The organism is Photobacterium minamisatsumaniensis, from assembly GCF_050336695.1.
GTDB classification, from domain to species: domain Bacteria; phylum Pseudomonadota; class Gammaproteobacteria; order Enterobacterales; family Vibrionaceae; genus Photobacterium; species Photobacterium minamisatsumaniensis.
Map to the genome: position 1 here is coordinate 32,755 of NZ_JAKJSI010000051.1, position 23,912 is coordinate 56,666.

Annotated in this window: 23 protein-coding genes and 1 pseudogene; 7 read left to right on the forward strand and 17 right to left on the reverse strand. The window is 41.9% G+C overall.

Annotation, left to right across the window (positions count from 1 at the left end):
- Positions 1 to 149: 149 nt before the first annotated feature.
- The 3 genes from prc to L4D78_RS23890 all read right to left on the reverse strand — a co-directional run bounded on the left by prc (position 150) and on the right by L4D78_RS23890 (position 3,380).
- Positions 150 to 2,150 (reverse strand): carboxy terminal-processing peptidase, encoded by a 2,001-nt coding sequence (gene prc, locus L4D78_RS23880; RefSeq protein WP_428469248.1) that lies wholly within the window; start codon positions 2,148 to 2,150, stop codon positions 150 to 152.
- Positions 2,151 to 2,167: 17 nt separating this feature from the next.
- Positions 2,168 to 2,812 carry an RNA chaperone ProQ gene (gene proQ, locus L4D78_RS23885; protein WP_428460131.1) on the reverse strand — a complete coding sequence of 215 codons (645 nt, stop codon included), beginning with the start codon at positions 2,810 to 2,812 and terminating at the stop codon, positions 2,168 to 2,170.
- Positions 2,813 to 2,921: 109 nt separating this feature from the next.
- Entirely contained in the window at positions 2,922 to 3,380 is a 459-nt protein-coding gene (locus L4D78_RS23890) for a GAF domain-containing protein (protein WP_428469249.1), read from the reverse strand.
- Positions 3,381 to 3,462: 82 nt separating this feature from the next.
- Here L4D78_RS23890 and L4D78_RS23895 point away from each other — a divergent pair, with 82 nt between their 5' ends.
- The 5 genes from L4D78_RS23895 (at position 3,463) to L4D78_RS23915 (ending at position 11,550) form a co-directional block, all read left to right on the forward strand.
- Positions 3,463 to 5,295 carry an ABC transporter ATP-binding protein gene (locus tag L4D78_RS23895; protein ID WP_428469250.1) on the forward strand — a complete coding sequence of 611 codons (1,833 nt, stop codon included), beginning with the start codon at positions 3,463 to 3,465 and terminating at the stop codon, positions 5,293 to 5,295.
- A gap of 98 nt (positions 5,296 to 5,393) precedes the next feature.
- Positions 5,394 to 6,587 (forward strand): PqiA/YebS family transporter subunit, encoded by a 1,194-nt coding sequence (locus tag L4D78_RS23900; RefSeq protein ID WP_428469251.1) that lies wholly within the window; start codon positions 5,394 to 5,396, stop codon positions 6,585 to 6,587.
- Positions 6,571 to 9,201, forward strand: a complete 2,631-nt coding sequence (locus tag L4D78_RS23905; protein WP_428469252.1) for an MlaD family protein — start codon at positions 6,571 to 6,573, stop codon at positions 9,199 to 9,201. Before L4D78_RS23900 ends, L4D78_RS23905 begins: the two co-directional genes overlap by 17 nt.
- Positions 9,202 to 9,335: 134 nt before the next feature.
- On the forward strand, positions 9,336 to 10,766 hold the full coding sequence (gene rsmF / locus L4D78_RS23910) for a 16S rRNA (cytosine(1407)-C(5))-methyltransferase RsmF (RefSeq protein ID WP_428469253.1): 1,431 nt from the start codon (positions 9,336 to 9,338) through the stop codon (positions 10,764 to 10,766).
- Between the two features lie 385 nt (positions 10,767 to 11,151).
- The gene (locus L4D78_RS23915) at positions 11,152 to 11,550 is read left to right on the forward strand and encodes a YkgJ family cysteine cluster protein (RefSeq protein ID WP_428469254.1); all 399 of its coding nucleotides are present in this window, start codon (positions 11,152 to 11,154) and stop codon (positions 11,548 to 11,550) included.
- A gap of 66 nt (positions 11,551 to 11,616) precedes the next feature.
- Here L4D78_RS23915 and L4D78_RS23920 read toward each other — a convergent pair whose 3' ends face one another.
- The 7 genes from L4D78_RS23920 to L4D78_RS23950 form a co-directional block, all read right to left on the reverse strand.
- Positions 11,617 to 11,922: a hypothetical protein gene (locus tag L4D78_RS23920; RefSeq protein WP_428469255.1), complete on the reverse strand. Its 306-nt coding sequence runs from the start codon at positions 11,920 to 11,922 to the stop codon at positions 11,617 to 11,619.
- A 210-nt stretch (positions 11,923 to 12,132) separates the two neighbouring features.
- Entirely contained in the window at positions 12,133 to 12,381 is a 249-nt protein-coding gene (locus L4D78_RS23925) for a DUF3297 family protein (protein ID WP_428460123.1), read from the reverse strand.
- A gap of 326 nt (positions 12,382 to 12,707) precedes the next feature.
- Positions 12,708 to 13,058 (reverse strand): putative quinol monooxygenase, encoded by a 351-nt coding sequence (locus L4D78_RS23930; protein ID WP_428469256.1) that lies wholly within the window; start codon positions 13,056 to 13,058, stop codon positions 12,708 to 12,710.
- A gap of 125 nt (positions 13,059 to 13,183) precedes the next feature.
- Complete coding sequence (locus L4D78_RS23935; RefSeq protein WP_428469268.1) at positions 13,184 to 13,645, reverse strand: acyltransferase; 462 nt, start codon at positions 13,643 to 13,645, stop codon at positions 13,184 to 13,186.
- A 242-nt stretch (positions 13,646 to 13,887) separates the two neighbouring features.
- Entirely contained in the window at positions 13,888 to 14,430 is a 543-nt protein-coding gene (locus tag L4D78_RS23940; protein WP_428469257.1) for a DinB family protein, read from the reverse strand.
- 146 nt (positions 14,431 to 14,576) lie between these two features.
- Complete coding sequence (locus L4D78_RS23945; protein ID WP_428469258.1) at positions 14,577 to 14,981, reverse strand: MAPEG family protein; 405 nt, start codon at positions 14,979 to 14,981, stop codon at positions 14,577 to 14,579.
- 470 nt (positions 14,982 to 15,451) lie between these two features.
- Complete coding sequence (locus L4D78_RS23950; protein WP_428469259.1) at positions 15,452 to 15,916, reverse strand: hypothetical protein; 465 nt, start codon at positions 15,914 to 15,916, stop codon at positions 15,452 to 15,454.
- A 101-nt stretch (positions 15,917 to 16,017) separates the two neighbouring features.
- Here L4D78_RS23950 and L4D78_RS23955 point away from each other — a divergent pair, with 101 nt between their 5' ends.
- On the forward strand, positions 16,018 to 16,944 hold the full coding sequence (locus tag L4D78_RS23955; protein ID WP_428469260.1) for an IS110 family RNA-guided transposase: 927 nt from the start codon (positions 16,018 to 16,020) through the stop codon (positions 16,942 to 16,944).
- 356 nt (positions 16,945 to 17,300) lie between these two features.
- On the opposite strand, the gene L4D78_RS23960 is transcribed toward L4D78_RS23955, so the two are convergent.
- The 7 genes and pseudogenes from L4D78_RS23960 to L4D78_RS23990 form a co-directional block, all read right to left on the reverse strand.
- Positions 17,301 to 17,936, reverse strand: coding sequence for a LysE family translocator (locus tag L4D78_RS23960; protein ID WP_428469261.1), 636 nt, complete (start codon positions 17,934 to 17,936; stop codon positions 17,301 to 17,303).
- A 131-nt stretch (positions 17,937 to 18,067) separates the two neighbouring features.
- Positions 18,068 to 18,574: a GNAT family N-acetyltransferase gene (locus tag L4D78_RS23965; RefSeq protein ID WP_428469262.1), complete on the reverse strand. Its 507-nt coding sequence runs from the start codon at positions 18,572 to 18,574 to the stop codon at positions 18,068 to 18,070.
- Between the two features lie 130 nt (positions 18,575 to 18,704).
- Positions 18,705 to 18,815: pseudogene (locus L4D78_RS23970) on the reverse strand (type II toxin-antitoxin system RelE/ParE family toxin); the annotation flags it as partial.
- Between the two features lie 282 nt (positions 18,816 to 19,097).
- On the reverse strand, positions 19,098 to 19,523 hold the full coding sequence (locus tag L4D78_RS23975; RefSeq protein ID WP_428469263.1) for an N-acetyltransferase: 426 nt from the start codon (positions 19,521 to 19,523) through the stop codon (positions 19,098 to 19,100).
- A gap of 660 nt (positions 19,524 to 20,183) precedes the next feature.
- Positions 20,184 to 20,318, reverse strand: a complete 135-nt coding sequence (locus tag L4D78_RS23980; RefSeq protein WP_428469264.1) for a hypothetical protein — start codon at positions 20,316 to 20,318, stop codon at positions 20,184 to 20,186.
- Between the two features lie 207 nt (positions 20,319 to 20,525).
- Positions 20,526 to 20,915 carry a GFA family protein gene (locus L4D78_RS23985; protein ID WP_428469265.1) on the reverse strand — a complete coding sequence of 130 codons (390 nt, stop codon included), beginning with the start codon at positions 20,913 to 20,915 and terminating at the stop codon, positions 20,526 to 20,528.
- A gap of 151 nt (positions 20,916 to 21,066) precedes the next feature.
- Positions 21,067 to 22,226 (reverse strand): IS3 family transposase gene (locus tag L4D78_RS23990; protein ID WP_428469266.1). Its coding sequence is split into 2 segments (ribosomal slippage): positions 21,067 to 21,933 and positions 21,936 to 22,226, totalling 1,158 coding nucleotides; the frame shifts between segments, so codons are not numbered across the junction.
- Between the two features lie 152 nt (positions 22,227 to 22,378).
- On the opposite strand from L4D78_RS23990, the gene L4D78_RS23995 reads away from it, so the two are divergent.
- Positions 22,379 to 23,422, forward strand: coding sequence for an IS110 family RNA-guided transposase (locus L4D78_RS23995; RefSeq protein ID WP_428469267.1), 1,044 nt, complete (start codon positions 22,379 to 22,381; stop codon positions 23,420 to 23,422).
- Positions 23,423 to 23,912: the final 490 nt, after the last annotated feature.

The window sequence follows — 23,912 nt, forward strand, 5'->3', positions numbered from 1 at the left end:
ACATTAACCCTAGACGGCTTCATTTGATGCTGATGAGAAATTTGATGAATATCACACTATTTAAATTGCACGTCTCAAAGTTGAAACAATTTTTCAAACAAAAAAAACGGCACCTTTCAGGTACCGTTTTAATTTCAAGGGCTTAGACCTTAGCCTTGTGCTTTTGCTAGATCTGCTGTTATTGCTAAAGCTTCATCTAGATAGGCATCAGGCGCTTCATAATCTTTTGGTACGTCATCTAACGTCGCAAACGATTTTTCACCAAGCACTTTTTGACGCTTATTCAAACGAACCAGTCGGTCGTTATCAGATTGATCTTGCTCAGCGATACGCGCTTTCTTATTAAGAGAAATTGTATTGATATCCTTTTCAGTTTTATATTTCTCAATATCTTTGAGAATAAAACCAAATTCCATATCACTATTAATACGCGCGTCATGCTTTGTTTTCAAACTCGGTAATAACGATGAGAAATTATATAACTTCTCATAGCTTGCCGGTTTAATACTATCCCACGGTAATGCGTTGTCCTCGACACTTTCACCGGTTTCCGATGGGTCGACAGCACTTGGGAAAGCAAGATCAGGCACAACACCTAAATTCTGAGTACTACCACCATTAATACGGTAGAACTTTTGAATTGTGTATTGAACATGACCTAATGGTTTGTCAAATAAATCATAAATATGATTGAGCGAACGATGCTGTTGAACAGTACCTTTACCAAATGATTGCTCACCGATTACAACTGCTCGACCATAGTCTTGCATTGCCGCCGCGAAAATTTCAGAAGCCGATGCACTATAGCGATTAACTAATACCGTTAATGCGCCATCAAAATAAACGCGATCATCAGAATCACCATTTACTTTAACGCGACCATAGCTATCACGAACCTGAACAACTGGGCCACTATTAATGAATAGCCCCGTTAAAGCTGTGGCTTCAGTTAAGGCACCACCACCATTATTTCGCAGATCAATTACAACACCATCGACTTGTTGGTCATTCAGCGTTGCAAGCTCTTTCTTGGTATCTTCAGACAAACCAACGTAGAAGCTTGGTATTTCAATAATACCAATTTTCTTACCTTGGCTGGTTTTCACCTCTGATTTAACAGCGCGATCTTCCAGTCGAATCTTGTCACGAACAATAGTTACATCGTAACTTTTGGCGTTATTCCCTTCTGGCAGTATCTCTAGCTTAACTTTACTGCCTTTAGGTCCTTTAATCAGTTGTACAACATCGTCAAGACGCCAGCCGATAACATCAACAACATCTTTACCATCTTGTGCCACACCAACAATGCGATCACCTGCTGCTAGTTTTTTGGATGCCGAAGCAGGGCCACCAGCAACTAAAGAACGAATAACGGTGTAATCATCAACCACCTGCAATACTGCACCAATTCCTTCTAAAGACAGGTTCATCTCTGATTGGAATTGTTCAGCGTTACGCGGTGACAAATAACTCGTGTGTGGGTCAACTTCACGCGCAAATGCATTCATGTAAATTTGAAATACATCTTCACTGTGAGTCTGAGTCAAACGCTTAAGTGCATTATTATAACGCTTACCCAAGGTTTCGTTAATTTCATCCCACTCTTTGCCCGCTAACGTCAGATTCAACGCATCGTATTTAACACGTTTACGCCAAATTTCATTTAACTCATTACGATCTTTTGCCCATTCCATTTCAGAACGATCTAAAGACATTTCTTCATTCGTATCAAACTTAATTTCACGGTCAAGAAGAGTCAAAGCATATTGGTAGCGGTCATAACGACGCTTAAGCAACGTATTAAAAATATCGAAAGCCGCTGATGTATCCCCTCGTTTGAGTTGATCATCTAACTGGTTTTCCCATTTTTCAAACTGCTTAATATCGGATGAAGTAAGGAAGCTTTTATTGAAGTCCAGCATTTCGATATAACGATCGAAAACACTGGCCGAGAAATTATCATCAAGTGAAAACTGCTTATAATGCGAGCGAGTAAAACGTGAAGCAACTCGCTTACTGGCAGTCGCATGCTGTTTTTCAGGCGCTAACTGCGGCAGATCACTTAATGAATACTTAGCCTCTAGGGCTTGAGCTGAAGCTGCTAGCATCATGCCAGCAGCTATCAGTGAGAAACGGAATCGACAGTTCATGCGTCGAGCATTCTCCTTTATGAACGCAGGTGCTCCGCTTTAACTACCATGGTTAGACCATTTGATAGACGAACACGCACATCGTCCTTATTAATTTCAACAATAGTTGCCGGCATGTTGCCAGTACCCATGTTAACACTAATGTTTTTGCCAACAACGACTTCGTCAGCAGTTAGTGCACGGGTTGTTTCAACAGGCTTTTTATTTATCTTAGACGTTTTTGGCTTAGTGTTCTTTGGTTTAGCTGATTTTGCACGAATTTTTTTCGTATTCGCTTCACCATCTTTGCTTGCAGCCGCTTTAGCTTCTGCTTGCTCTTTGCGACGAGCGCGAACTTTTGCCTTGCTTTCTTCAAGGGCATTTTTCGCGTGATCAACGTGTTCTTGTTCTAACACACCACACTCGTTGCCATCAAGGTCAACACGGTTTGCACCGGCTTTCACACCGTGAAGGTAACGCCAGGAAGAAGTATATTGACGCAGAGCTGTACGCAACTGAGTTTTACTTACTTTTGGGTCTTCGTTTAGGCGTTCTGCCAAATCTTGGAAGATACCAATTTTAAGTGGCTTCGCTTCACCTTCAACAGTAAAACAGCTAGGGAAACGCTCAGCAATATAGGCAATGACTTCTTTACTGTTCGTTAGCTTTTCAGAGTTTTCCATGGACTTTCCTGACAAAAGCGAGTCTTTCTCGCCGTTAGTACTTTAATTAAAAAGAAATTGTTCCGCTATTATAGTTACCTAACGCTGAAAAACCACCGAAAGCATGCAATTAGAGCCTTTTTTGTAGTTCTTCTAACAAAGAAACTAATCCATCTTCATCTARTTGGTTAAATCTTGATAGATTTGGGCTGTCAATGTCCAACACACCATATAGTTCACCCTTCACCGTGAGTGGAATGACAATTTCTGAATTACTGGCTGCATCACAAGCAATATGCCCTTCAAACTGATGAACATCATCAATACGTTGCACACAATTTTCGGCTATTGCAGTTCCACATACACCTCGACCCACTGGAATGCGCACGCATGCCGGTTTTCCTTGAAATGGCCCAAGCACCAACTGGTCGTTTTTTAGAATATAGAATCCAACCCAATTAATATCTTCTAACTCCATTGCCAGTAACGCACTAATATTAGACATATTAGCAATAAGATCTGACTCGCCGTCAATCAAAGCAACAGCTTGCTTGGTGAGTGTATTGTAATTAACTGATCGATTTTCCATAGCTTACTCCTTCTATAGCCGCTAGAATGGCACTTTATCAATAATAGGAATCATTATCATTGTGAAAGGCAATTCAAACCAAATGATTAACTGGTCTTGGCTACTAAAGCAAGCAAAACATCATCGTCCTCGGTTAATCGTCGCCAATATTATCGCGATCCTTGCAACACTCGTGAGTGTGCCTATCCCTCTTCTTATGCCTTTAATGGTTGATGAAATTCTGCTCGATAAACCTGCAGGTGGTATCGACTTTCTCAACCATTTTCTTCCTGATTCAGTACAGCAACCAACGGCCTATATCCTATTGGTGCTTTTATTTGTTGTCCTAATGCGTATTGGTGGACAAGCCTTAAACATTCTGCAAAGTCGCCAATTCACCTTGGTAGCAAAAGATATTACATACCAATTGCGCCAACACCTTATCGATAAGCTGGGTCGCATTAGTATGCGCCAGTACGAAGAGCGAGGTAGCGGCGGTATTACATCCCATCTGATTACTGATGTCGAAACCATCGACAAATTCGTTGGCGATACCCTAAGCCGCTTTCTCGTTGGACTATTGACGGTAATCGGGACTGCCGCAATTTTGCTTTGGTTAAATTGGCAACTTGGTTTGTTTATCTTATTAGTTAACCCTATTGTTGTTTATGCTTCAAAACTAATGGGAAATCGCGTTAAAACCCTTAAGAAAAAAGAAAACCAAGCATTTGAGAAGTTCCAACAACGTTTAGTTGAAACGCTAGACGGTATATACCAATTACGTGCGGCTAACCGTGAACGTGAATTTCTGACTCAGTTAAAGTCAAACGCCAATGACATTCGCCATGATGCTGATAAATATGCTTGGCAGTCAGAAGCAGCGGGACGCATTTCATTTTTATTATTCTTGGTCGGGTTTGAGCTTTTCCGTGCAATGGCGATGATTATGGTGCTTTTCTCTGATCTTTCAATTGGACAAATGTTCGCTGTATTTGGCTACCTATGGTTCATGCTTGGCCCTGTACAAGAATTATTGGGTATTCAATTTGCCTGGTATAGCGCATCTGCTGCTATGCAACGTCTAAATGGCTTGATTGAGATTGAAGAAGAAGTACGCCCAGTTCAAACGGTTGACCCTTTCAACAAAGAACAGGCTGTTAATATCGAACTTCATGACATTCACTTTTCTTACGATGAAGACAAAGAAGTACTGCATGGGCTAACCCTCTCGATACCAGCAGGAAAGCGCGTCGCGTTAGTTGGAGCATCTGGGGGTGGTAAATCAACGTTAATACAACTACTGCTTGGTATCTATCAAAAGAGCCAAGGTGAAATACTTGTCAATGGCCACTCTATCGAAAGTGTCAGCTACGAAGCCCTTCGCAATAAAATGGCCGTTGTATTACAACACCCAGTGTTATTCAACGACACAATGCGCCATAACCTCACATTAGGCGGCCAATTTACTGACGAACAATTGTGGCACGCCTTAGAAATTGCCCAAATGACCGATGTAACCCAAAGGCTAACTGAAGGGTTGGATACTGAAATAGGCCGCCAGGGTATTAAACTTTCAGGTGGACAGCGTCAGCGCCTTGCCATTGCCCGTATGGTTTTAGCCAATCCTGAATTTGTTATTCTTGATGAAGCAACATCGGCGCTAGACACTGCAACAGAAGCCGCACTTCACCATGCTTTAAACCAATTTCTGAAAGACCGAACGACACTCATTGTGGCGCACCGTTTATCTGCGGTTAAACAAGCTGACATCATTTATGTACTTGAAGATGGCCAAGTAAGCCAAAGTGGTACTCATCATCAATTAGTGAATGAAATTGGTTTGTACCAAACCCTATATGGGTCTGTGCAATCTGCGGAACCGACACTTTATGAAGCTCAAAGTGAAGTATCAGTAGCAAGAATCAACGGAAAATAATATAGTGTTCAGTTCGAATTAATGATGATTAACCAAGAGCATACACGCATGAAATCAATGGCTTTGTTCTTGGTTATTTTTTAAAGGATTAACGCTTCATGACAACAGCGAGACTGTGTCCAGATTGTGATCTGCCATTATTACCTCAGGTAGCAAAACAAGGACAAAGTGCTTACTGCCCACGCTGTAACTCAAAGCTGTATCGTGGTGGAACAATGCGTTTCACCGGCGAGTTTGCCATTGCCCTTGCCTGCTTAATTCTGTTTATTCCGGCTCATTTTTCCCCAATGATCACGATTCGCCTGTTTGGCGTGATGATCCCAGCAACATTACCGTCGGGAACATTAACGTTAGCCTCCGAATTTCCGGCTGTTGCACTTCTTATTTTATTTAGTAGCTCCATTGCCCCGTTTCTGGTTTGTGGCTCAGTGCTTTCTGCCCAGTTCGCACTTAAATTCAAAAAATTTGCGTTGTTCAGGCGCTCGCTATGGATCATTACACATTTAAAGCACTGGGCGATGTTTGACGTTTTTCTTGTTAGCTTGGCGATATCTTGCTTTAAGGTTCAAGAATATGCCGATATTTATGTGGGCCCAGGACTTTATTCCTTAGTCCTATTACAAATACTGATGGCTCTACTTCTTTCTAGAATTAGCTTGAATCGTTACTGGGAAGCTTGGCAGCCAGAAACAGAACATAAACACAATGAGCTAAGTGTTCATTGCCACGGTTGTCACATGTCGCAAGGTGAAAATTCGAATTGTATTCGCTGTAATGCGCCCCTTCATAAACGCATGCCAAATTCAGTCCAAAAGACATGGGCATACCTTATTTCAGCGACCGTATTTATATTCCCAGCCAACCTCTACCCTATATCTATATTTCTGAATAACGGTAAAAGAGCGGAAGACACCATTTTTTCTGGCGTAGCGACGCTCATACAAACTGACATGCATGGCATTGCCATAATCATTTTTGTCGCCAGTATTGTCGTTCCCGTAGCCAAAATACTTGGTTTAGCCTTCATTCTTTTGACCATTCAATTTAAACGCCAAGTTAATCACCTTCAACGAATGAAACTCTACCGTTTCATTCAAGTCATTGGTAAATGGTCAATGATGGATTTATTTGTAATCTCTATCATGGTGACACTAATAGACCGCGAACAAATTCTTGATTTCACTCCCGGCCCCGGCGCTATTGCTTTTGGTGTCGTCGTCGTATTAACAATGCTTGCAGCCGAAAGCTTAGATTCTCGTCTGATATGGGACAACTATGAACAACGGACTTAACAATCAACAACCAGAACCGGTTAACATTAAGCGTGATAATGGTATATCTCCACTATGGATATTACCCCTGCTTGCTTTAGTGCTTGCAGGATGGCTTGTATTTAAAGCGGTTAATGAAGCTGGGGAACGGATAAAAATTCATTTTAATGATGCAGCAGGATTAATCGCTGGACGCACCACTATCCGCTATCAAGGCCTCGAAGTCGGTATTGTAAGAGATCTTAATCTTTCAAGTGATTTACAAAGTATCTTTGTTGAAGCTGATATTTACCCAGAAGCAGTTCAGACGCTAAAAGAAGGCACGCAATTTTGGTTAGTAAAGCCTAAAGCTTCGATCACTGGGATATCAGGCTTAGACGCCCTTGTTTCAGGCAATTACATCGCTCTTCAACCAGGGGAAGGCAAATCCAGCAACTCGTTTACAGCACTGGATAATCAACCAGCTGACATTCCTCTGGGTGAAGGGCTTCGTGTACAGCTACGAGCTCCTCACTTGGGTTCTATCAATATTGGCTCTCAAGTCCTGTATAAAAAAATACCTGTTGGTGAAGTCTTTAACTACACCCTTAGCCACGATAGAAAACGGGTCGTTATCGACTTATTGATAAAGCCCCAATATAGCGAGTTGGTGACGAATAAAAGTCGCTTTTGGAACGTTAGTGGCATGAGTGCCAATATTGGATTTAACGGTGTCGATGTGCAATTTGAAAGCTTGTCAGCATTGATTAGTGGTGCTATTGCCTTTGATTCGCCGGATGAAGGGTTAGCAATTGAACCCGATCATTTGTTCCGGTTATACCCAGATATTAATACTGCTGGACGCGGTATTGCCATCACCATTGACTTACCTGAAGAAAACAACATCAATACCACGGGTGCACCGATTATTTACCGTGGCTTAGAAATAGGTCAAATTTCCGATCTTCGCCTAGATGAAAAGCGTAACAAAATTGTCGCTCACGCAGCCATCGAACCGAGTATGAGTGAACTGCTCACATCCGGTTCAAAAATGTTATTAGAAGAAGCGGAAGTGTCACTCAACGGGGTGAAAAACATTGGTAATTTACTGCGCGGTAATTTTCTAACTCTCATTCCAGGAAAAGGTGAAGCGACACGCCAGTTTACGGCGATCAACCGCGATGAATTACAAGAGCAGCAACCCGGTGTCGCCAACTTCTCTCTGTATGCAGCACAGAGCTATGGCATAAAACGCGGCACAACGCTAAAACACCGCGGCATTGAAGTGGGCCGAGTAAAACGTGTTAGCCTTGATAAAAACAACGTTCGCTTTGATGTGATCGTGCGTCCTGAATATACCAACCTCGTTCGCTCAAGCAGCCGGTTTTATATTGATGGTGGTATCACCGCTAACCTCAGTAGCCAAGGGTTAGATGTTACTGTGCCGCCGGCAGATCAACTGATCAGCCAAAACATCAGCTTCACAAGTACAGGAAGCAGCAAAATATTACAAAATTATCCTCTTTACCAAAACCATAAGCTAGCAAACTTAGCAGCAGAGGAAGCAACGGGATACTCAGCCGTGCAGCTCTTTGCCGATGAGCTACCACCAATATCTGAAGGGAGTCCAATACTCTACCGAAACCTTCAAGTGGGTGAAGTTAAAAATTACGCCCTAACAAGTGACGGCGTCACAATTACACTCAAGATTGATCGTAAATACCGCCACCTTATTAAATCAGACACTGTATTTTGGAACCGATCTGGCGTTGAAGTGGAAGCCAATTTAAGTGGTGTGAAAGTGAAAGCCGACCCTATTAGCACGCTGATCAAAGGTGGTATTGCATTTGATGAAATGCCAGATGTAACAAACCGCGCAGGAAACCGCTATAAACTATACCCAAGCTTTAAAGATGCCAAAGATTTTGGATTACTCATTTCTTTTAAAGCAAACAATGCCAAAGCTATTTCTATCGGTGCAGACATTCGCTACCAAGGCGTTAATGTCGGTAAGGTGGTAAATACAACACCGAACTTTGAAACCAGCGATGTCATCATAAAAGCGCGTTTATTTCCTGAATATGCGGATGCTCTTGCTAAATCCGATAGCTACTTCTGGGTTGTATCACCAAAAATAAGCCTATCCGGTGCAAAAGATCTCGATACCATTTTAGGCAGCTATATCGCCGTCACTCCCGGTCAAGCTGGTCATTATTCTCAAACTTTTGATTTAGGTACTGCAGCGGTAATCAACTCAGGCTTAAACGTTATACTAGAGAGTGAAAACCGCAATTCAATTTCAGAAGGAACACCATTACTCTATCGTGACATTCAAGTTGGCCAAGTGGTAAACGTTAGCCTTGGTGAACTGGCTGATCGTGTGATTATTGAGGCTCAAATTGATCATGAATACCAGCACCTTGTTCGAACCGACTCCGTATTTTGGAATGTCTCTGGCCTTGATGTCACTATTGGCTTAACCGGTGCCTCTGTTCAAACAGGAACGGTAGATAGCATGCTCCGTGGTGGCATCGCATTCGCTACACCAGAAAATCAGCCATTATCGCCAAAAGCCCAAAGCAAAGAAAATTACTTCTTATATGACTCGGCACAACCAGAATGGAAAACATGGCGTACTGCAATTCCAAAAGACTAACCTCATATCCAATAAGGTATTGATACCCAATTATTAGTCACTGATTGAAAGGAGCACTTAAGCTCCTTTCTTTTTACCTATACCACGACAAATGATAAACTCCCGCCCCTCAGCTAGATAACCGAGATTTTCCTTTGCATCCTAATATCCATATTCCAGACGCTTTCATTGAACAAATTCGTCAAATAATGCCTGAACACCTCAGCATGGATGAATTTATTGCGATCTGTAAAACCCCTCTTCGCCGCAGTATTCGTGTCAACACACTGAAAATCAGCGTTGACGATTTTCTTGTGAGAGTGGCGGATAAAGGCTGGCATCTTTCGCCTGTACCTTGGTGTGAGGCTGGGTTTTGGTTAACTCGGGATGATGAAGGCAGTGTTTCGCTAGGAAATACGGCAGAGCATATGGCTGGGCTTTTCTATATTCAAGAAGCCAGCTCTATGATGCCTGTGACGGCATTACTTAAAAACAACGATGCGCTTGATTGTGTATTGGATATGGCGTCAGCGCCAGGTTCAAAAACCACGCAAATAGCCAGTGCAATGCAAAATCGAGGGGCACTTGTTGCCAACGAACTAGCAGCAAGCCGTATTAAAGTTTTGCACTCAAACCTACAGCGTTGCGGTATTTATAATGCCGCTCTAACCCACTTTGATGGCTGTGTGTTTGGTAGCTGGGCGCCAGAGTCTTTCGACTCCATTTTACTGGATGCGCCATGTTCTGGTGAAGGTGCTATTCGTAAAGACGATGATGCAATGCAAAACTGGAGCTTACAATCCGTTGAAGAGATTGCAGCAGTCCAACGTAATTTAATCATTAGCGGTTTTCAAGCACTAAAGCCCGGTGGAGTCATGGTGTACTCAACCTGTACATTAAACCTCAGTGAAAACCAGCGCGTTTGCCAACACCTAAAAGAAACATTTGGTGATGCCGTTGAATTTGAATCACTCAGTGATCTTTTTGATGGTGCAGACCAAGCATTAACGGAAGAAGGCTTTTTGCATGTTTACCCGCAAATTTTTAATAGCGAAGGTTTCTTTGTTGCTCGTATTCGTAAGCTTTCATCGGTAGAATCACCTGAAGTTAAGAAGCGCAAAGGTAAATTCCCATTCAACCGCGCAAGTGAAAAAGATCATGACGCTGTAGTTCACAGCATCCACCAAGATCTCGATCTCACCATACCAGAAGGCAGTGATATTTGGCTTCGAGATAAAGAAGTTTGGCTTTTCCCTTCACAACTTCGTGATCTTATTACCGAAATCCGCTTCCAACGAATTGGTATAAAACTCGCAGAACAGCATAAAAAAGGTTATCGCTGGCAGCATGAAGCTATAATGACGCTTGCTAAAGGCAATGAACGTACAGCGATTGACTTAACGCCTGAGCAAGCTAAAGAATGGTTTATGGGACGTGATATTCGTCCTGAAAACCTGTCAGGTAAAGGTGAAGTCATTGTCACTTATCGTGATTATCCAATTGGCATTGGCAAGTGGGTGAGCAATCGTATCAAAAATGGCTTACCGCGTGAATTGGTTAGAGACACAAATTTATTCGATATCTAACAGTAACGGCAGTTTATTCACAAGGTAAATTCATACCGCAATTAACTGCCACAGAATCGCACTCGCGATTGAATAATTTTGTTAAGTATCAGACTTGAATGACATTCTCAGTGGTAAAACTGGCAAATTATATTGCTTGAACTAACATTGATAGTGTAATTGATCTCCATTTACTAACCAGTTAGCGCAAGGCTCTCACGAGCCATTCCCCTAAGCCCGAGACAGGAGTCGTTTCGGGCTATTTTTTGCCCGCTTCACGACGAATCCTAACTAAAACCATACTTTTTCTACACTCCACGTCCTCAAACAAACTACCACATCGTACTCAATTAGAGCGCTATCAATGATACACTAAGGCTATGTCCAGTCTGTTGATTAACTAACGATGAAAGATTGCAATCAATGTGGTAAATGCTGTATCAAATACGGTGGTGGTGATCTTGCAGCAACAAAGGAAGAAATTGACCTATGGGAGGCATATAGCCCCGACATTTTCCAATTTGTTAAAAACAATGAAATATGGTTCGACCCTGAAACAGGTGTAAAGCTAAAAAAGTGCCCCTTCCTTGAAATTATCCCTGCCCTAGACCCTCTCGCTCCAGCCAAATATACATGTAGCATATATTTAGATAGACCAGAAGATTGCCGTCATTACCCTAGCCTCATCAATGAAATGATTAGAGATGAATGTGAGATGATCGAAATAATTGACTTAGAAAACCCGAAAAGGGCTCAAAGGAAGTTAGATTTTTTGATGAAAGATAGTCGTCCACCAAGTAGTTGATAGGGCGAGAAGCCTGTACAGAAGATAACTTAGCCCCTATCGCTCACTTTGCTATAGGAATTAGCACTAGAGATAAAATAATTGTTCTTGGCTCACACCCTCTTCGCCAAAACTAATTAAGCCAGCCCCTACAATCTCACCTATTTGCCACTTACACCATGCTTTATCACCATCAACCATGACATCAGAAATCTCCATTTTATCACCCAATTTTTTGAGCTCAGAGATATACTGAGGCAAATCCCCTTTTTGATAGACAGCACCATCTTTATCGAAAAGCTTATATTCAGCCGTTACATTATCACCAATAACATTAGCATCTAAACTTCCAAACCCAGTGGCATAACCACTTAACTTATCTTCTGCTGACATACTATTATCCTCAACTCATCTTAGGTAAAGCTGGTACCCAGTTGAAGTATAGTACTTTGGTTATATGCTAGACATTAGTGATAATTGAAGCGGACACTTGAGAATGGGTATAGCGGTATATGGCGGGGAAATTTTCTTTGGTATCAATATAGAGCCTAAATTTCTCTAGGCTCTTTTGGCAATGATAGTAAGCAGCATTGTTAATGCGACTTAGCTATAAAAAGCCTCAACAGTTCCTTTAAGCGTGATCAGAAGTGGCTGGCCACGACGGTCTAACGCTTTAGGTGATGGGATTTTCACCCAACCTTCACTAATGCAGTATTCCTCAACATCAAAACGCTCTTTGCCATTAAGTTTAATACCAATGTCGTGCTCGAAGCATTCTGCCACGTGGTGTGGGCTGCGAGGGTTACCTGAAAGGCGATCTGGTAAAGCTGGTTGCGATTTAGCGTCGGTCATGTTCGTATTCTGCAGTAAATATAAAGTGCGTCATTGTAGACAATATAAACCTAACGCTCAAGAGGTGGCGTAATAAATCGTTTTAATGGGCGAGCTCACGTTAATTATTTGATTTAGCTGCAATAAGTTTCACTTTAGTCCTGTCGTTCTTAGCGATTAACTCTTGTTCCAACACCGCAATCACTCCCCCCTACAAAGAAAAGAGTAAAAGTATGATATACGATGTTCAAACGCCACACGAATTGCTGAAAAATCAACATAGTAAGTATGGCCATTCAACGCATACGAAGCTTTATACTAATATACTGGACACTTTAAACACGATTTTACTCATAAACTGGAGCATCGTAGTCGTGACCCTCATCGGAATAAGCTGTTACAACAACATCTTCAACCAGACCTGTTTCCGCCTGTACTTGAGTTTCAAAAAAGTGCTGAATTTGTTTTCTGCGACCATGTGCCGACCAGTCTTCAGCACTTTCCCAAATTTCGTTAAATACAATAGGATACTCATTTCTTGTCGCACTCGGATGGTCGACTTGCCGCGTTAGCATATATTGGATACAACCTTGTTCACGATTTGCATCAGGTTCGAGAGCTTTAAGCACCTCAAAGAGCTCAGCTTCTTTACCATCTTTGGGCTTAAATTGCGCTAAAACATATACTCGACTTGTCATAAGATTTCCTTTCTATTTAAATAGGTTGAGAAATGGTAGATGAATTTATAAGCAAAAGATATCATAAGGATAAGTCTTACGACGTCAAGACATATAACGTCAGCTATCAGTTGCCCGTTTCCCTATTATAAACGGCGGAGTAACCTCGCAGGGTTACCCGCATAAATGCCTTTTTCTGTAATATCCTTAGTAACCACACTGCCTGCGCCAATAACGGCTCCTGTACATATATTAACAGGTAGCACCGTTGCGTTTGACCCTACTGTTACACCATCAGCAATAACTGTTCGCCCCCAACTATCAGGATTAGGATCTGGCTTACCACCTTTAAATAAATCATTGGCAAACATCACACCATGACCAATAAAACAGTCTTGCCCAATACTCACGTACTCACAAATGAAAGTATGGGATTGAACTTTTGTTCTAGCACCAATGACCGAATTTTTTTGAACCTCGACAAATGGGCCAATGAAAACATTGTCGCCTAATTCGCAACCATATACATTTGCAGGCTCGATAATCGTGACATTTTCACCGCAATTAACATCTACCACTTGCGCCTTTAGAATTCTAGGATTTCCCACTTCACCTCCGAAAACAAAACGTTGAACCTTACCAAGCACACCAAACTCTATACCAGGCCGCTCCCGGTCAAAGAGGACTAGTTCGCCGTTGGCTCGTTTTCCCCAGTTACCTTCGTTAGTATCACCAGATATAAGAAATCCTGTTTTAAACAACACATCACTTTGATGCTTGGGGTGATTTGTAACTACAAAAGCTAATTCACGCTAAAAACTGCGTGTTAAGGGGCAACTTACTCAGTTTGTTATGTACGGCCACCCTCTGGCACAATTACTGGCAAGTCTGTACAACCAAAATTCAAACCAAATTGACTTAAGATACACGTCAGTTGACCTCGATGATGAGTTTGATGATTAAAGATATGCTGACAAAACTCACCCACGTTTCGTTCAATAACATGCCCTTCAGTTGTTGTATACCTAACTAATTGACAACAAATGTCAGCGGTAATTGCATGAGTAATTGAAATATAAATACTGTCTACACGAGCCCTCAATTCCCGAAGCTCTTCAACAGTCGAAACGAAACTATCATTAACAGATTTAGCTACTGGTAATTGATCTAATTCAAGGGATTCAATATCGACTACTTCATTAGCAATTAACCTTTGAAGCATTATTAAATCACCAAACAATATGTGATTCCAATAAGCCATTATATTAGGAAAGAAAGAATGCGTTTCTTGCTGTATTTGTTCAGGAGATAGCTGAGCGCACACCGCCAACAACTGCTGATTCATGCGCTGATTATATAGCGCTAACATTCTAAAATTTGAGGATAAGTCCATTTTTACCTTTTAAATACATAACGCTGGAGTAACACGTTTACTACTATGCAGACCAGCTTGAATTTTATCGCCATAAACACAAAACTACCGCGTATTTAGGGTCAAAATAATATATTTTTCAGGGCAACTCAACTGAAAATCGTCCCTTAAAACCAACTAAACAAACCAGCAAGAAATAAAGTAAGGAGACTTAAAAGGCTAATACCAAACGATACACTTCGAACTACCTTCAGATCAAAATAGTAAAATATCATATGCCCCAGGCGAGAAATCAGATAGGCCAACGAACTATAATTTACCACGTTTGAGCTAGCTGATGATAAGAACGAAAAGCACAGGAAAAGAACAAATATCGCCACACTCTCATTTGTATTTAAATGTGCTCGAGAGGCCCGAAAGTGAAAATTGTTATGATTTGATTCAATGGGATACCCGGGAACATGTTTTTCCTTTATTGCGACAACATCAGCAATAACTAATTGAATCAACATCAATAACCCAACTAACCCGATGACGATAATAGACGTTTGATATTCTAGTAAATATTCCAATTCAGACCTCCATGTCTATGATTTTAAAAATGTAGGATTGTGCCCTTACGCCCTTGTGAAGTTGCTGCCACCAACCCAAAACGTTACACCGTAACTACAATCACCATAACGCCACCGCCAAGTAAAAGCTAATTTTACAATGTCGTTTCAGTAACTTAGGAACACAAAAATCATAACGAACCAACACATAATTCAACAGTATGGATTCATGAATTTGAGAGGGACAATGCTATTTTAACCAAGTACATTGGCATTTGTATTAAGGAATACAACACAAAGTCACGGAACAACTTTCACTGCAATGCGACCACATTGAAACCACTGAATACCCCGCGGCAATGACACTAAACCCAACGCCCTGTAAAAATGCCACGCGTTGCAAATTCATCTTGCTCAGCCACCGGCAATAAAACCGACCGTCTCAGGCTATTGTGTAAAAACTTGGTTTAACGGCGAGGCTTGAAAATTTGTTAGCTTTCGCATTCAATTACCACTGGTTGCTTCCTTTCCACTTCAGGCATCGACTGTACTTTCATATAACCCCACACACTAGAAGCAAACACTAATACTGGTAACAAAATGAGAGCAAAAGATTTCGCTCGTGCGACAGTTCCTGTCTTAATTTGAGTTAGCTTAAACACTTTCATTCCCTTTGGCGGAAACTGACCGCTTTTTAACCCCCGCACACCTATTGGAAGTATTGTGATTGCAAGAAGTAAAAATATAGAAAACGGGATACCTACCATTAAGAAGTGCCAAATGTAGTCAACTACATAATGCCCTGCCACCTGAAAGCAGTAAGGGTTTCTTGCTATATCACCGAGCAGAGGAAAAAACCAGAACTCAGCCAGAAGAACACAAACAAACGCTATACCACCAAAGACCGAAATACGGATTATTTTTTCACGTTTTGTATATTTTTCCGCATATTTCATTATAACTCACCGATAGAAAGCTAACGAATGACATGGACTCCCCCTCATCAGGCTCTGCCACACTTGGTAAGGTCTGCCGAACAAACTCCTTGGAGGCCACCATGTCACAATCAATTTATGGCATTGATTTAGCCAAACATTCTTTCAGAATCCACTGCGAAGATGAACAAGGCAAGGTACTGATACACAAAACAATAACTCGCTCAAAAGTCCTTGTCATGTTTACCAACATCCCACCTGCTATCGTCGGAATGGAAGCCTGTGCTGCTTCCCATTACTGGGCTCGTGAATTAGTAAAATTCGGTCATACTCCAAAGATAATGGCATCGAAATATGTGGCACCTTTCAGGACGGGTGCCAAGAATGATCTCAACGATGCCGTAGCTATTTATGTGGCTGTCACTCGCCCTTCAACGCGCTTCGTTAAGATCAAATCACCAGAGCAGCAAGCAATCCTTTTCCTACATCGGGCGCGTGATAATTGGGTTCACGAGCGCACTGCACTACTTAATCAAATCCGTGCCATGCTGGCTGAATTTGGCATCATCGCCCCCAAAGGCCGACATGCCTTACAAACGGCCATTCCAGATGCACTTGAAGATGATGAACACTGCTTCAATATGCTCGTTTCTCGTAGCCATAATGCACAAAGAATCATGAACGTTGCGGGTATCGGTCCTATTACCGCTACTGCCGTTATAGCCAGTATTGGTAAAAGCGAGCAGTTCGATAAAGGTCGTGATTTTGCCGCTTGGCTCGGACTAGTCCCCTATCAATATTCAACGGGCGGGAAACCAAGGCTTGGCCGGATAACAAAAAAAGGCGATAAATACCTCCGAACATTATTGGTTCATGGTGCGAGAGCCGTTACCTCAGCCATTGGCAATAAAACCGATCGGCTTAGCCGATGGTGCAAAAGTCTAGTCGAACGACGAGGCTTCAAGCCGGCCATTGTTGCCCTTGCACCCAAGAACGCAATAATTATCTGGTCGTTATTGAATAACGACACTGAGCACCAAACAATATAAAAGCCAAACCATTTTCTAAAGGAATAAATAGCTTCACCGGGTCATTGCAATAGCCAATGATGATGTAAGGTTCAGACCTTTTGTGGGAAAACCTGATAATGCGACGAGCACTGTAGATGCCTTCTAACGAATGAGGAACCGCAACCGCGTAGCGTCATCAGGGTCATCAGGGTCATCAGGGTCATGGCAACCAAGCCAGTAAACAGACCGAATGTAAAGCGGAAGTCCCAAACCTTTCATTACCTGACGCTGTTGTTGACAACCGGGGGGTGTCGATGCCCCCGCATACAGCCTTAAACGCTAAACCAACGCATAGTAAAAATGCCACGCGTTGCGAATCACTCTTAAAAAGTTTGTTAGGGCTTGAGACTCTCAGCTACAAACTTGCTACCCATTGACCCCATTATTAAGCCTGAACCTTTGTTGATGTTTGACTTAAATCGTAAATAACTGGCTTGCGCCTTTGGGCTTGATAGCAAAATAGAAACTATGAAGTACCATGAAAAATTTAAGGCAAACACGCCAATAACTAATATTGATGTTGTATGAACAGGAACTTTAACGGGTAACATGGCTGCAAACACACTGCTAAATACAATTGCAGTCTTTGGATTACTTAACTGAGTCGCCAATCCAAGAACCACAGCCTTAAAATGAGCTGGTTTGCTAGGTAGTTCTGCGTCAGCAGAAGCAACTTTGCTGTTGCTCGCGCGCCACATTTTCAACCCTAGATAGCATAAATATAGACCTCCAAGAACTTTGAAAGCCACGTAAAACTCAGGCACCGCCTCAAAAAGTGCAATGAGCCCCATTGAGGCAATAAATGCGAATGTACTTGCCCCCAAACCCAAGCCTATAGAAATACACATAGCTTCAGTTCTAGATTTTGACATAGCTGTTTGCGCAACCAAGATAAATGATGGACCTGGCGTCATCGCGCCAAAGAGTAACAGGGTAGCTATTGGCAGTAGAAAAAAGTATTGCTCCAACATTTATAATCATCTCTATTCTAATTTACGTGGTGAGCCCTAACGCTAAGTTAAGGTGCCGCAACGTGCTAGGCGTTGACTTCGCGAAGCGAAATCGCCGAGCGTTGACGGTCACTCTTAAACGCCTTGCTAAATTACAATATTTTGAAGAAGTAAACTGTGCCTTCTAGCTCACCTGAAGAGCTGCGTGCAAACTGAGGAATTTGCCCCGCCTCAGTGTACCCAATTTTGCGATATAAAGATGAAGCTACATCTCCTAAACGTGTATCGAGTACAAGTAATGACAAGCCAATTTCAGCTGCCACACTTTCCATTAGTGACATTAATTGTTTACTCACACCTTTTCCTCGAGCACCCGTATGAACCATGAGTTTCTCAACTTCACCTCGATGCGAGCCATTAGGTTTGGAACAAAGTGATAATTGAACTGCGCCTATTACACTTTCGCCTTCATATGCCAGAAATAACTTCCTCACACCCGAATCAAGATCTGATTCTACGGATGCCCAATATGATTTCACTTCCTCTAGGTCAACAGGAGTTAAAAACCCGACAGAGGCTCCACTATCAATACTATCGATTAACAGTAGATGTAACTGGTCAACTAAACCAGATGTCGTACTTACTTCTTTTATTTCCACGAAACTATCCTTGTAATTTAACGCCTGCCAATAAGGTGCGCCGTGATGAACTCACCAAGCACTGCAAACTTCATACCAAAACCGCCGAGTGTAACGCATCACCCTTGATTGCCTTTTTATAACACTGTTTTTAGACGTCATCTTCAGTCAAAATTTGACGACAATTACGCACCGTTAGTACGCGAATTTCATGGCTCAAACTGTAAATGATACGGTAGTGACCAAAAATAATTTCACAGTACAAGCGCACTTACTAACATTGTTCCTATTAGGTATTTATTCATTATTCATCCTTGATTATCTACACTCACAAATGAGATGCAATTAATCGCATATGATACGAACGACCAAATCAAAATGAAACAATTTATTACCAATTACATCAATAGCATATAAAATATGTGATGCGACTTAATAATATTAGCGCTTAACGCCTGCAATAAGGTGTGCCCACCGAACCAGCAAAGCACACTGAACTTCAAACCAAAACTGCCGAGTACAATGCATCACCTTGCTGGCTTTGTTATGTGTTCATACTCATAGCGTACTCTGCACAACCAGTATGCTCACAAACATGCTCATTATCTATCTTAAAGCCTTGCGCAAGGTAAAATTTATACGTCGCTTCGTTGTCTTTATAGACATTCAAAGTTAGCTCTGAACTTTGCTGTTTCGCATGTGCTATTAACTGTTTGCCAATTCCTTTTCCTTGCCACTCTGGTGACACGAAAATTGCAGCCAGTAAATTTTCATATAAAGAGTAGAAACCAACTACCTTTGAATCAACTTCAAATACGTAGCTTTTAGAGGCAGGGATATAGATATCACGCATAGCGGATAATTGTGACTCCCAGAACTCGGGTTTAACGAAGTCATGAGCTTTGATTGAAGCTGTAAGCCAAATATCTAGAACAGTTTCAATATCTTGTGATGTGTATTGTCTAATCATTTTCTTTCTCGAATACATGTAGGAACTAATCGTTGAGCAAGATTATGACGACTTATAAGCCCGAATGATTGGACTTTTACGACAACTTTTGCTGATTTCCCCTCGAACACATAACGCTTTGTTAAGTGGCGCTATTACCGAACTAACCAAGATCACCTAACTCCAAACCAAAATCGCCGTGTGTCTCGCGTCCACTTGAACAATTTGTTATGTTCGCCGACCCCATTGGCGCCCCCATTTTAAAACCAAAGCATTAAACGGATACAAAAACATAGCACCTAGTACCCATAAAACATCCGCTAGATAAGGAAACGTAACACCACCTTTGAGTAGGCTGAACCCGAACATGCCTTCCAGCGCTCTTCCAGACAAAAGAAGGACAGTGTATAGGGGAATATAAAATACGGATATTAACCACTGAAGGAACTCAATCTTTATCAAATCATTGTGAAGCAAATAAGACAGATACGCTTGAAGCCCAGAGAATACGACCGCAACTAAGGTCGCCCTATGCACCTTCATGAGTTCCCCTTAGAAAATAACGCTAAGCTAAGTTGCAGCTAACGCAACCACAATACTCAACCAAACCGAAAATGCCACGCATTAGCTGTCAAATTAAGCGCCTTATTATGCCTTCTTAATTCGTATACTAAGCAATCACTATTTATTGTTTTCCTTGCCCTGTAAATACTCTTCGTACTTTCTAGAAACCCATTGATGAATATGAAACCCAGTTTTACGAACAAGATACCAATCTATAGCAGCTAAAATAACAAAACCAATTATAGTTCCCATTAGGAACCCTCCATAAACATCGATGTGTAACTCTATCAAATAGTTAACAAAAGCTGTGAACCTAAACAGGCTATTAATGCTAGTTCTGGTTCCTTTCCCTAACTCTGCAAAGCACTGAGGCATAACCTCCGCAATAAGGTGTGCCACGCTGAACCAACAAAGCACACAAAACTCCATACCAAAACTGCCGAGTGTAACGCGTGATGTTCACTCGAATTCAAGGTGCTCGGGTAAGTTACTATTCAGTGTATACCAGCTCGCTTTTTGAGAAACCCAAATATGATTTACTTCTTTTGATTCAGGGTCATCATCTAGTGAACCTAAACGTAAAATAATATGCTCAGTACCGCTTCTTTTAGCATATATTTGAGTGGCGCAAATTGGACAGAAATATCTACTTTTACCAGAAGATGATTCGTAGCAACCTAGTGTTACATCATCTACCAGTTTAAAATCTATATCTTTGACACTAGCAACACTTGAAAATGCAGAGCCATGAGCTTTACGGCAAGTTTGACAATGGCAATGAACTATACCGCCAATATTGCCTGATATTTCATATTTAACATTACCGCATAAACAACTACCGGTGATCATTTTAACCTCGATACTAGATTACTTATAACGCCCTTGTGAAGTTGCCCGCCCCGAAACCCAAACATTACGACGTATTCACAAAAGCCAATTCATACCCAAAATGCCACGTGGCAAGGGTGATGTTCACCCGATTTAGTGGACACACGATCACCTAAACTAACTGTTTTTCAAATTGTATTGGAGAGACATATCCAACACTGCTATGTATCCGTGTTCTGTTATAGAAGTAGTCGATGTACTTCCTCAATTTATCAGTAAGAACTGTTAAGTTTCTTATTGGTGTGTTCTTTATGAGTTCGCCTTTTAACGTCTTAAAGAACGACTCGACTTCAGCATTATCTGTGCATTGACCTGGCCTATTCATACTGTGTTTAATGCCATTCTTAACCAGTAACTTTTGTACCCTATCAGCACAATATTCACGACCTCGATCTGTATGAAACAGTAAACCTCTTGATGGCTTGCGTGACGTAATTGCTTTACTTAATGCCAACACAGTTAAGTCTGCATTTAACCGTTCGCCTACTGCCCAACCAATAATTTTACGAGAGTACAAGTCAATAACCACAGCTAAATAGCCCCAACGCTGCCCCACTTTTATGTAGGTGACGTCACCTGACCATTGTTGGTTAATCTCTGTTGCTTTGCTGATACTTAAGCGGTGATTTTCTAATCCTCGAAAGAAAGCACGACTCTTTTTCATCCGTCGGTAAACACGATCAACACGAGCCTTCAACCCCGTCACTCGCTTACAGCTTACCGTCCAGCCTTCTGACTTAAGAATACGATACACTTTAGGGCTTCCATAACGCCCCTGACTGCGTTCAAATATACGTCGAATATCATGAAGTAAACGACCATCTGAACATGCTCTTGCGCTCGGTTTTCTGCGTAACCATTGATAGTAACCGCTACGAGAAACATTAAGGTGTTTGCAGAGCTTTTTAACAGAATGCAGCTTGCTATAACGCTTTATGAATCCGAACCTTTCCGCCTTTGTTCCGCTTGATAGCGTTGCCACTTTTTTAGGATGTCATTTTCTTCTTCAAGCTCAGCTATTCGTTGTTTAAGGCTTTCAAGTTCATCATTCTGTTTTAGCTTTTTCGGCTTAGTCAAATCCTTGCTCTTCACCATTAGCATCACCTCACCCTTATATGCTTTTCTCCATTTCGAAAGCATGAATGGATGAATATCTAAAGCCTCAGCCACCGATTTAACGGTTCGGTGAGTCTCGAAGCTCCATTGCACCGCTTTCAACTTAAATTCTAGTGAATATTGCGGTGTTTTCTTCCCCGTTTTGTACGCAGGCATAGCAATCTCCTAATTGAGTTTGCGAGTCCACTAAAACGGGTGAAGTCCAGGGTCGACTTGATGGCCTTGATACTTATTGAGCCTTCTCCGACAACATGCCCCATAGGAGTATGCTGGAAGGCGACTAAACCAATAATACGGAGAAGACTCATATGCAATTTTATACGAAGAACCACCCTTATTACTGCGGTATAGATCTCCATGCCCGTTCTTTATATGTCTGCATCATCAATCATGACGGCGAAATTTGTATTCATCGAGAAATTAAAGCTTCTCCCGACCAGCTAATGAGAATACTTGAACCTTATATCGGGAATATTATTGTGGGTGTTGAATGTATGCATTGTTGGTATTGGGTCGCCGACTGGTGTGAAGACAATGCGGTCGACTTCATTCTCGGACACGCTTTGTACATGAAGGCTATTCACGGCGGTAAAGCTAAAACCGACAAAATTGATTCCTTTAAAATAGCCAAACTACTTCGCGGTGGCACGTTCCCCGTCGCCTATCATTATCCTAAATCAATGCGTGCTACACGCGACTTATTACGTCGGCGAACGAAAATTATTCGTCATGGCGCGATGCTCAAAGCCCATGTCAGTAATACATTAAGTCAATATAACTTACCCGCTCATGGTGCAAACCTTCGCTATGCTCATGCACGAGATGCCCTTCGAGAAACCTTTGAAGATAAGTATGTCCAAGCCAATATTAATCTCGATTTAAACTTAGTTGAACATTACGATAGAGAGCTTAGACAAATAGAAAAACAGGTGGAGAACCATGCCATCAAACACTTCTATCGAGAATACCATCTACTCAAATCCATCAAAGGGATCGGGAAAATACTTGCCCTCACCATTCTCTATGAAATCGGTGATATCCAGCGCTTTGAAACAGTTCAAAAGTTTGCTTCATACTCTCGTCTGGTCAAATGCAAAGCGGAATCAGCAGGAAAAATCTACGGTACTTCCGGTGCCAAAATCGGGAATGGTCATCTCAAGTGGGCGTTCTCAGAAGCCTCCGTGCTTTATCTTCGCGATAATGATAATGCCCAGCGCTACTTAACCAAACTTCAACGCAGAATGCCAAAATCGAAAGCCTTATCAGTGCTCGCTCATAAGCTTGGCCGTTGCGTTTACTTCATGTTAAGGAACAAAACGCTATTCAATGAAGAACAATTTATGAAGCGTTAGCCACGCAGTGAAAGAGGCTCATCGCCTAACTGTGCCGATATGGTCGAGTACGAATCGCCGTCATTAAACCGAGGTCTAAGGTCACTACCTTACCGTTGACACATGTACCGATACGCCTGAGCACGATGCTTTGATTAGCCCTTTCACTGGCGTGCATTAATACGATTAACAAGACCGTTTGCACCCGCAATGAGCCTGAAACTAACTGGTACGAATTTCGTAACCATCACTCTTTGAATAGCGCCAACTGTGGGTTAACCGATAAATGTCTAGCGACCCTGTTTCACCGCAATGGAAGGCAACTAAACAGGCAGCAGTTGAGACTGCGTAAGAGATCCTCAATATGTGTTTGCCGCAAGCATGACTTGAACGGCTACTCTGACTAACGAAGAGAACGCGCTTGTTAATCGACTTTCAGTCGACCGCTAACGCGGCCGATAGGATCCGCTTTACCGCTTGACGTCCGAAGGCTCATATGTGTTATGTGCGA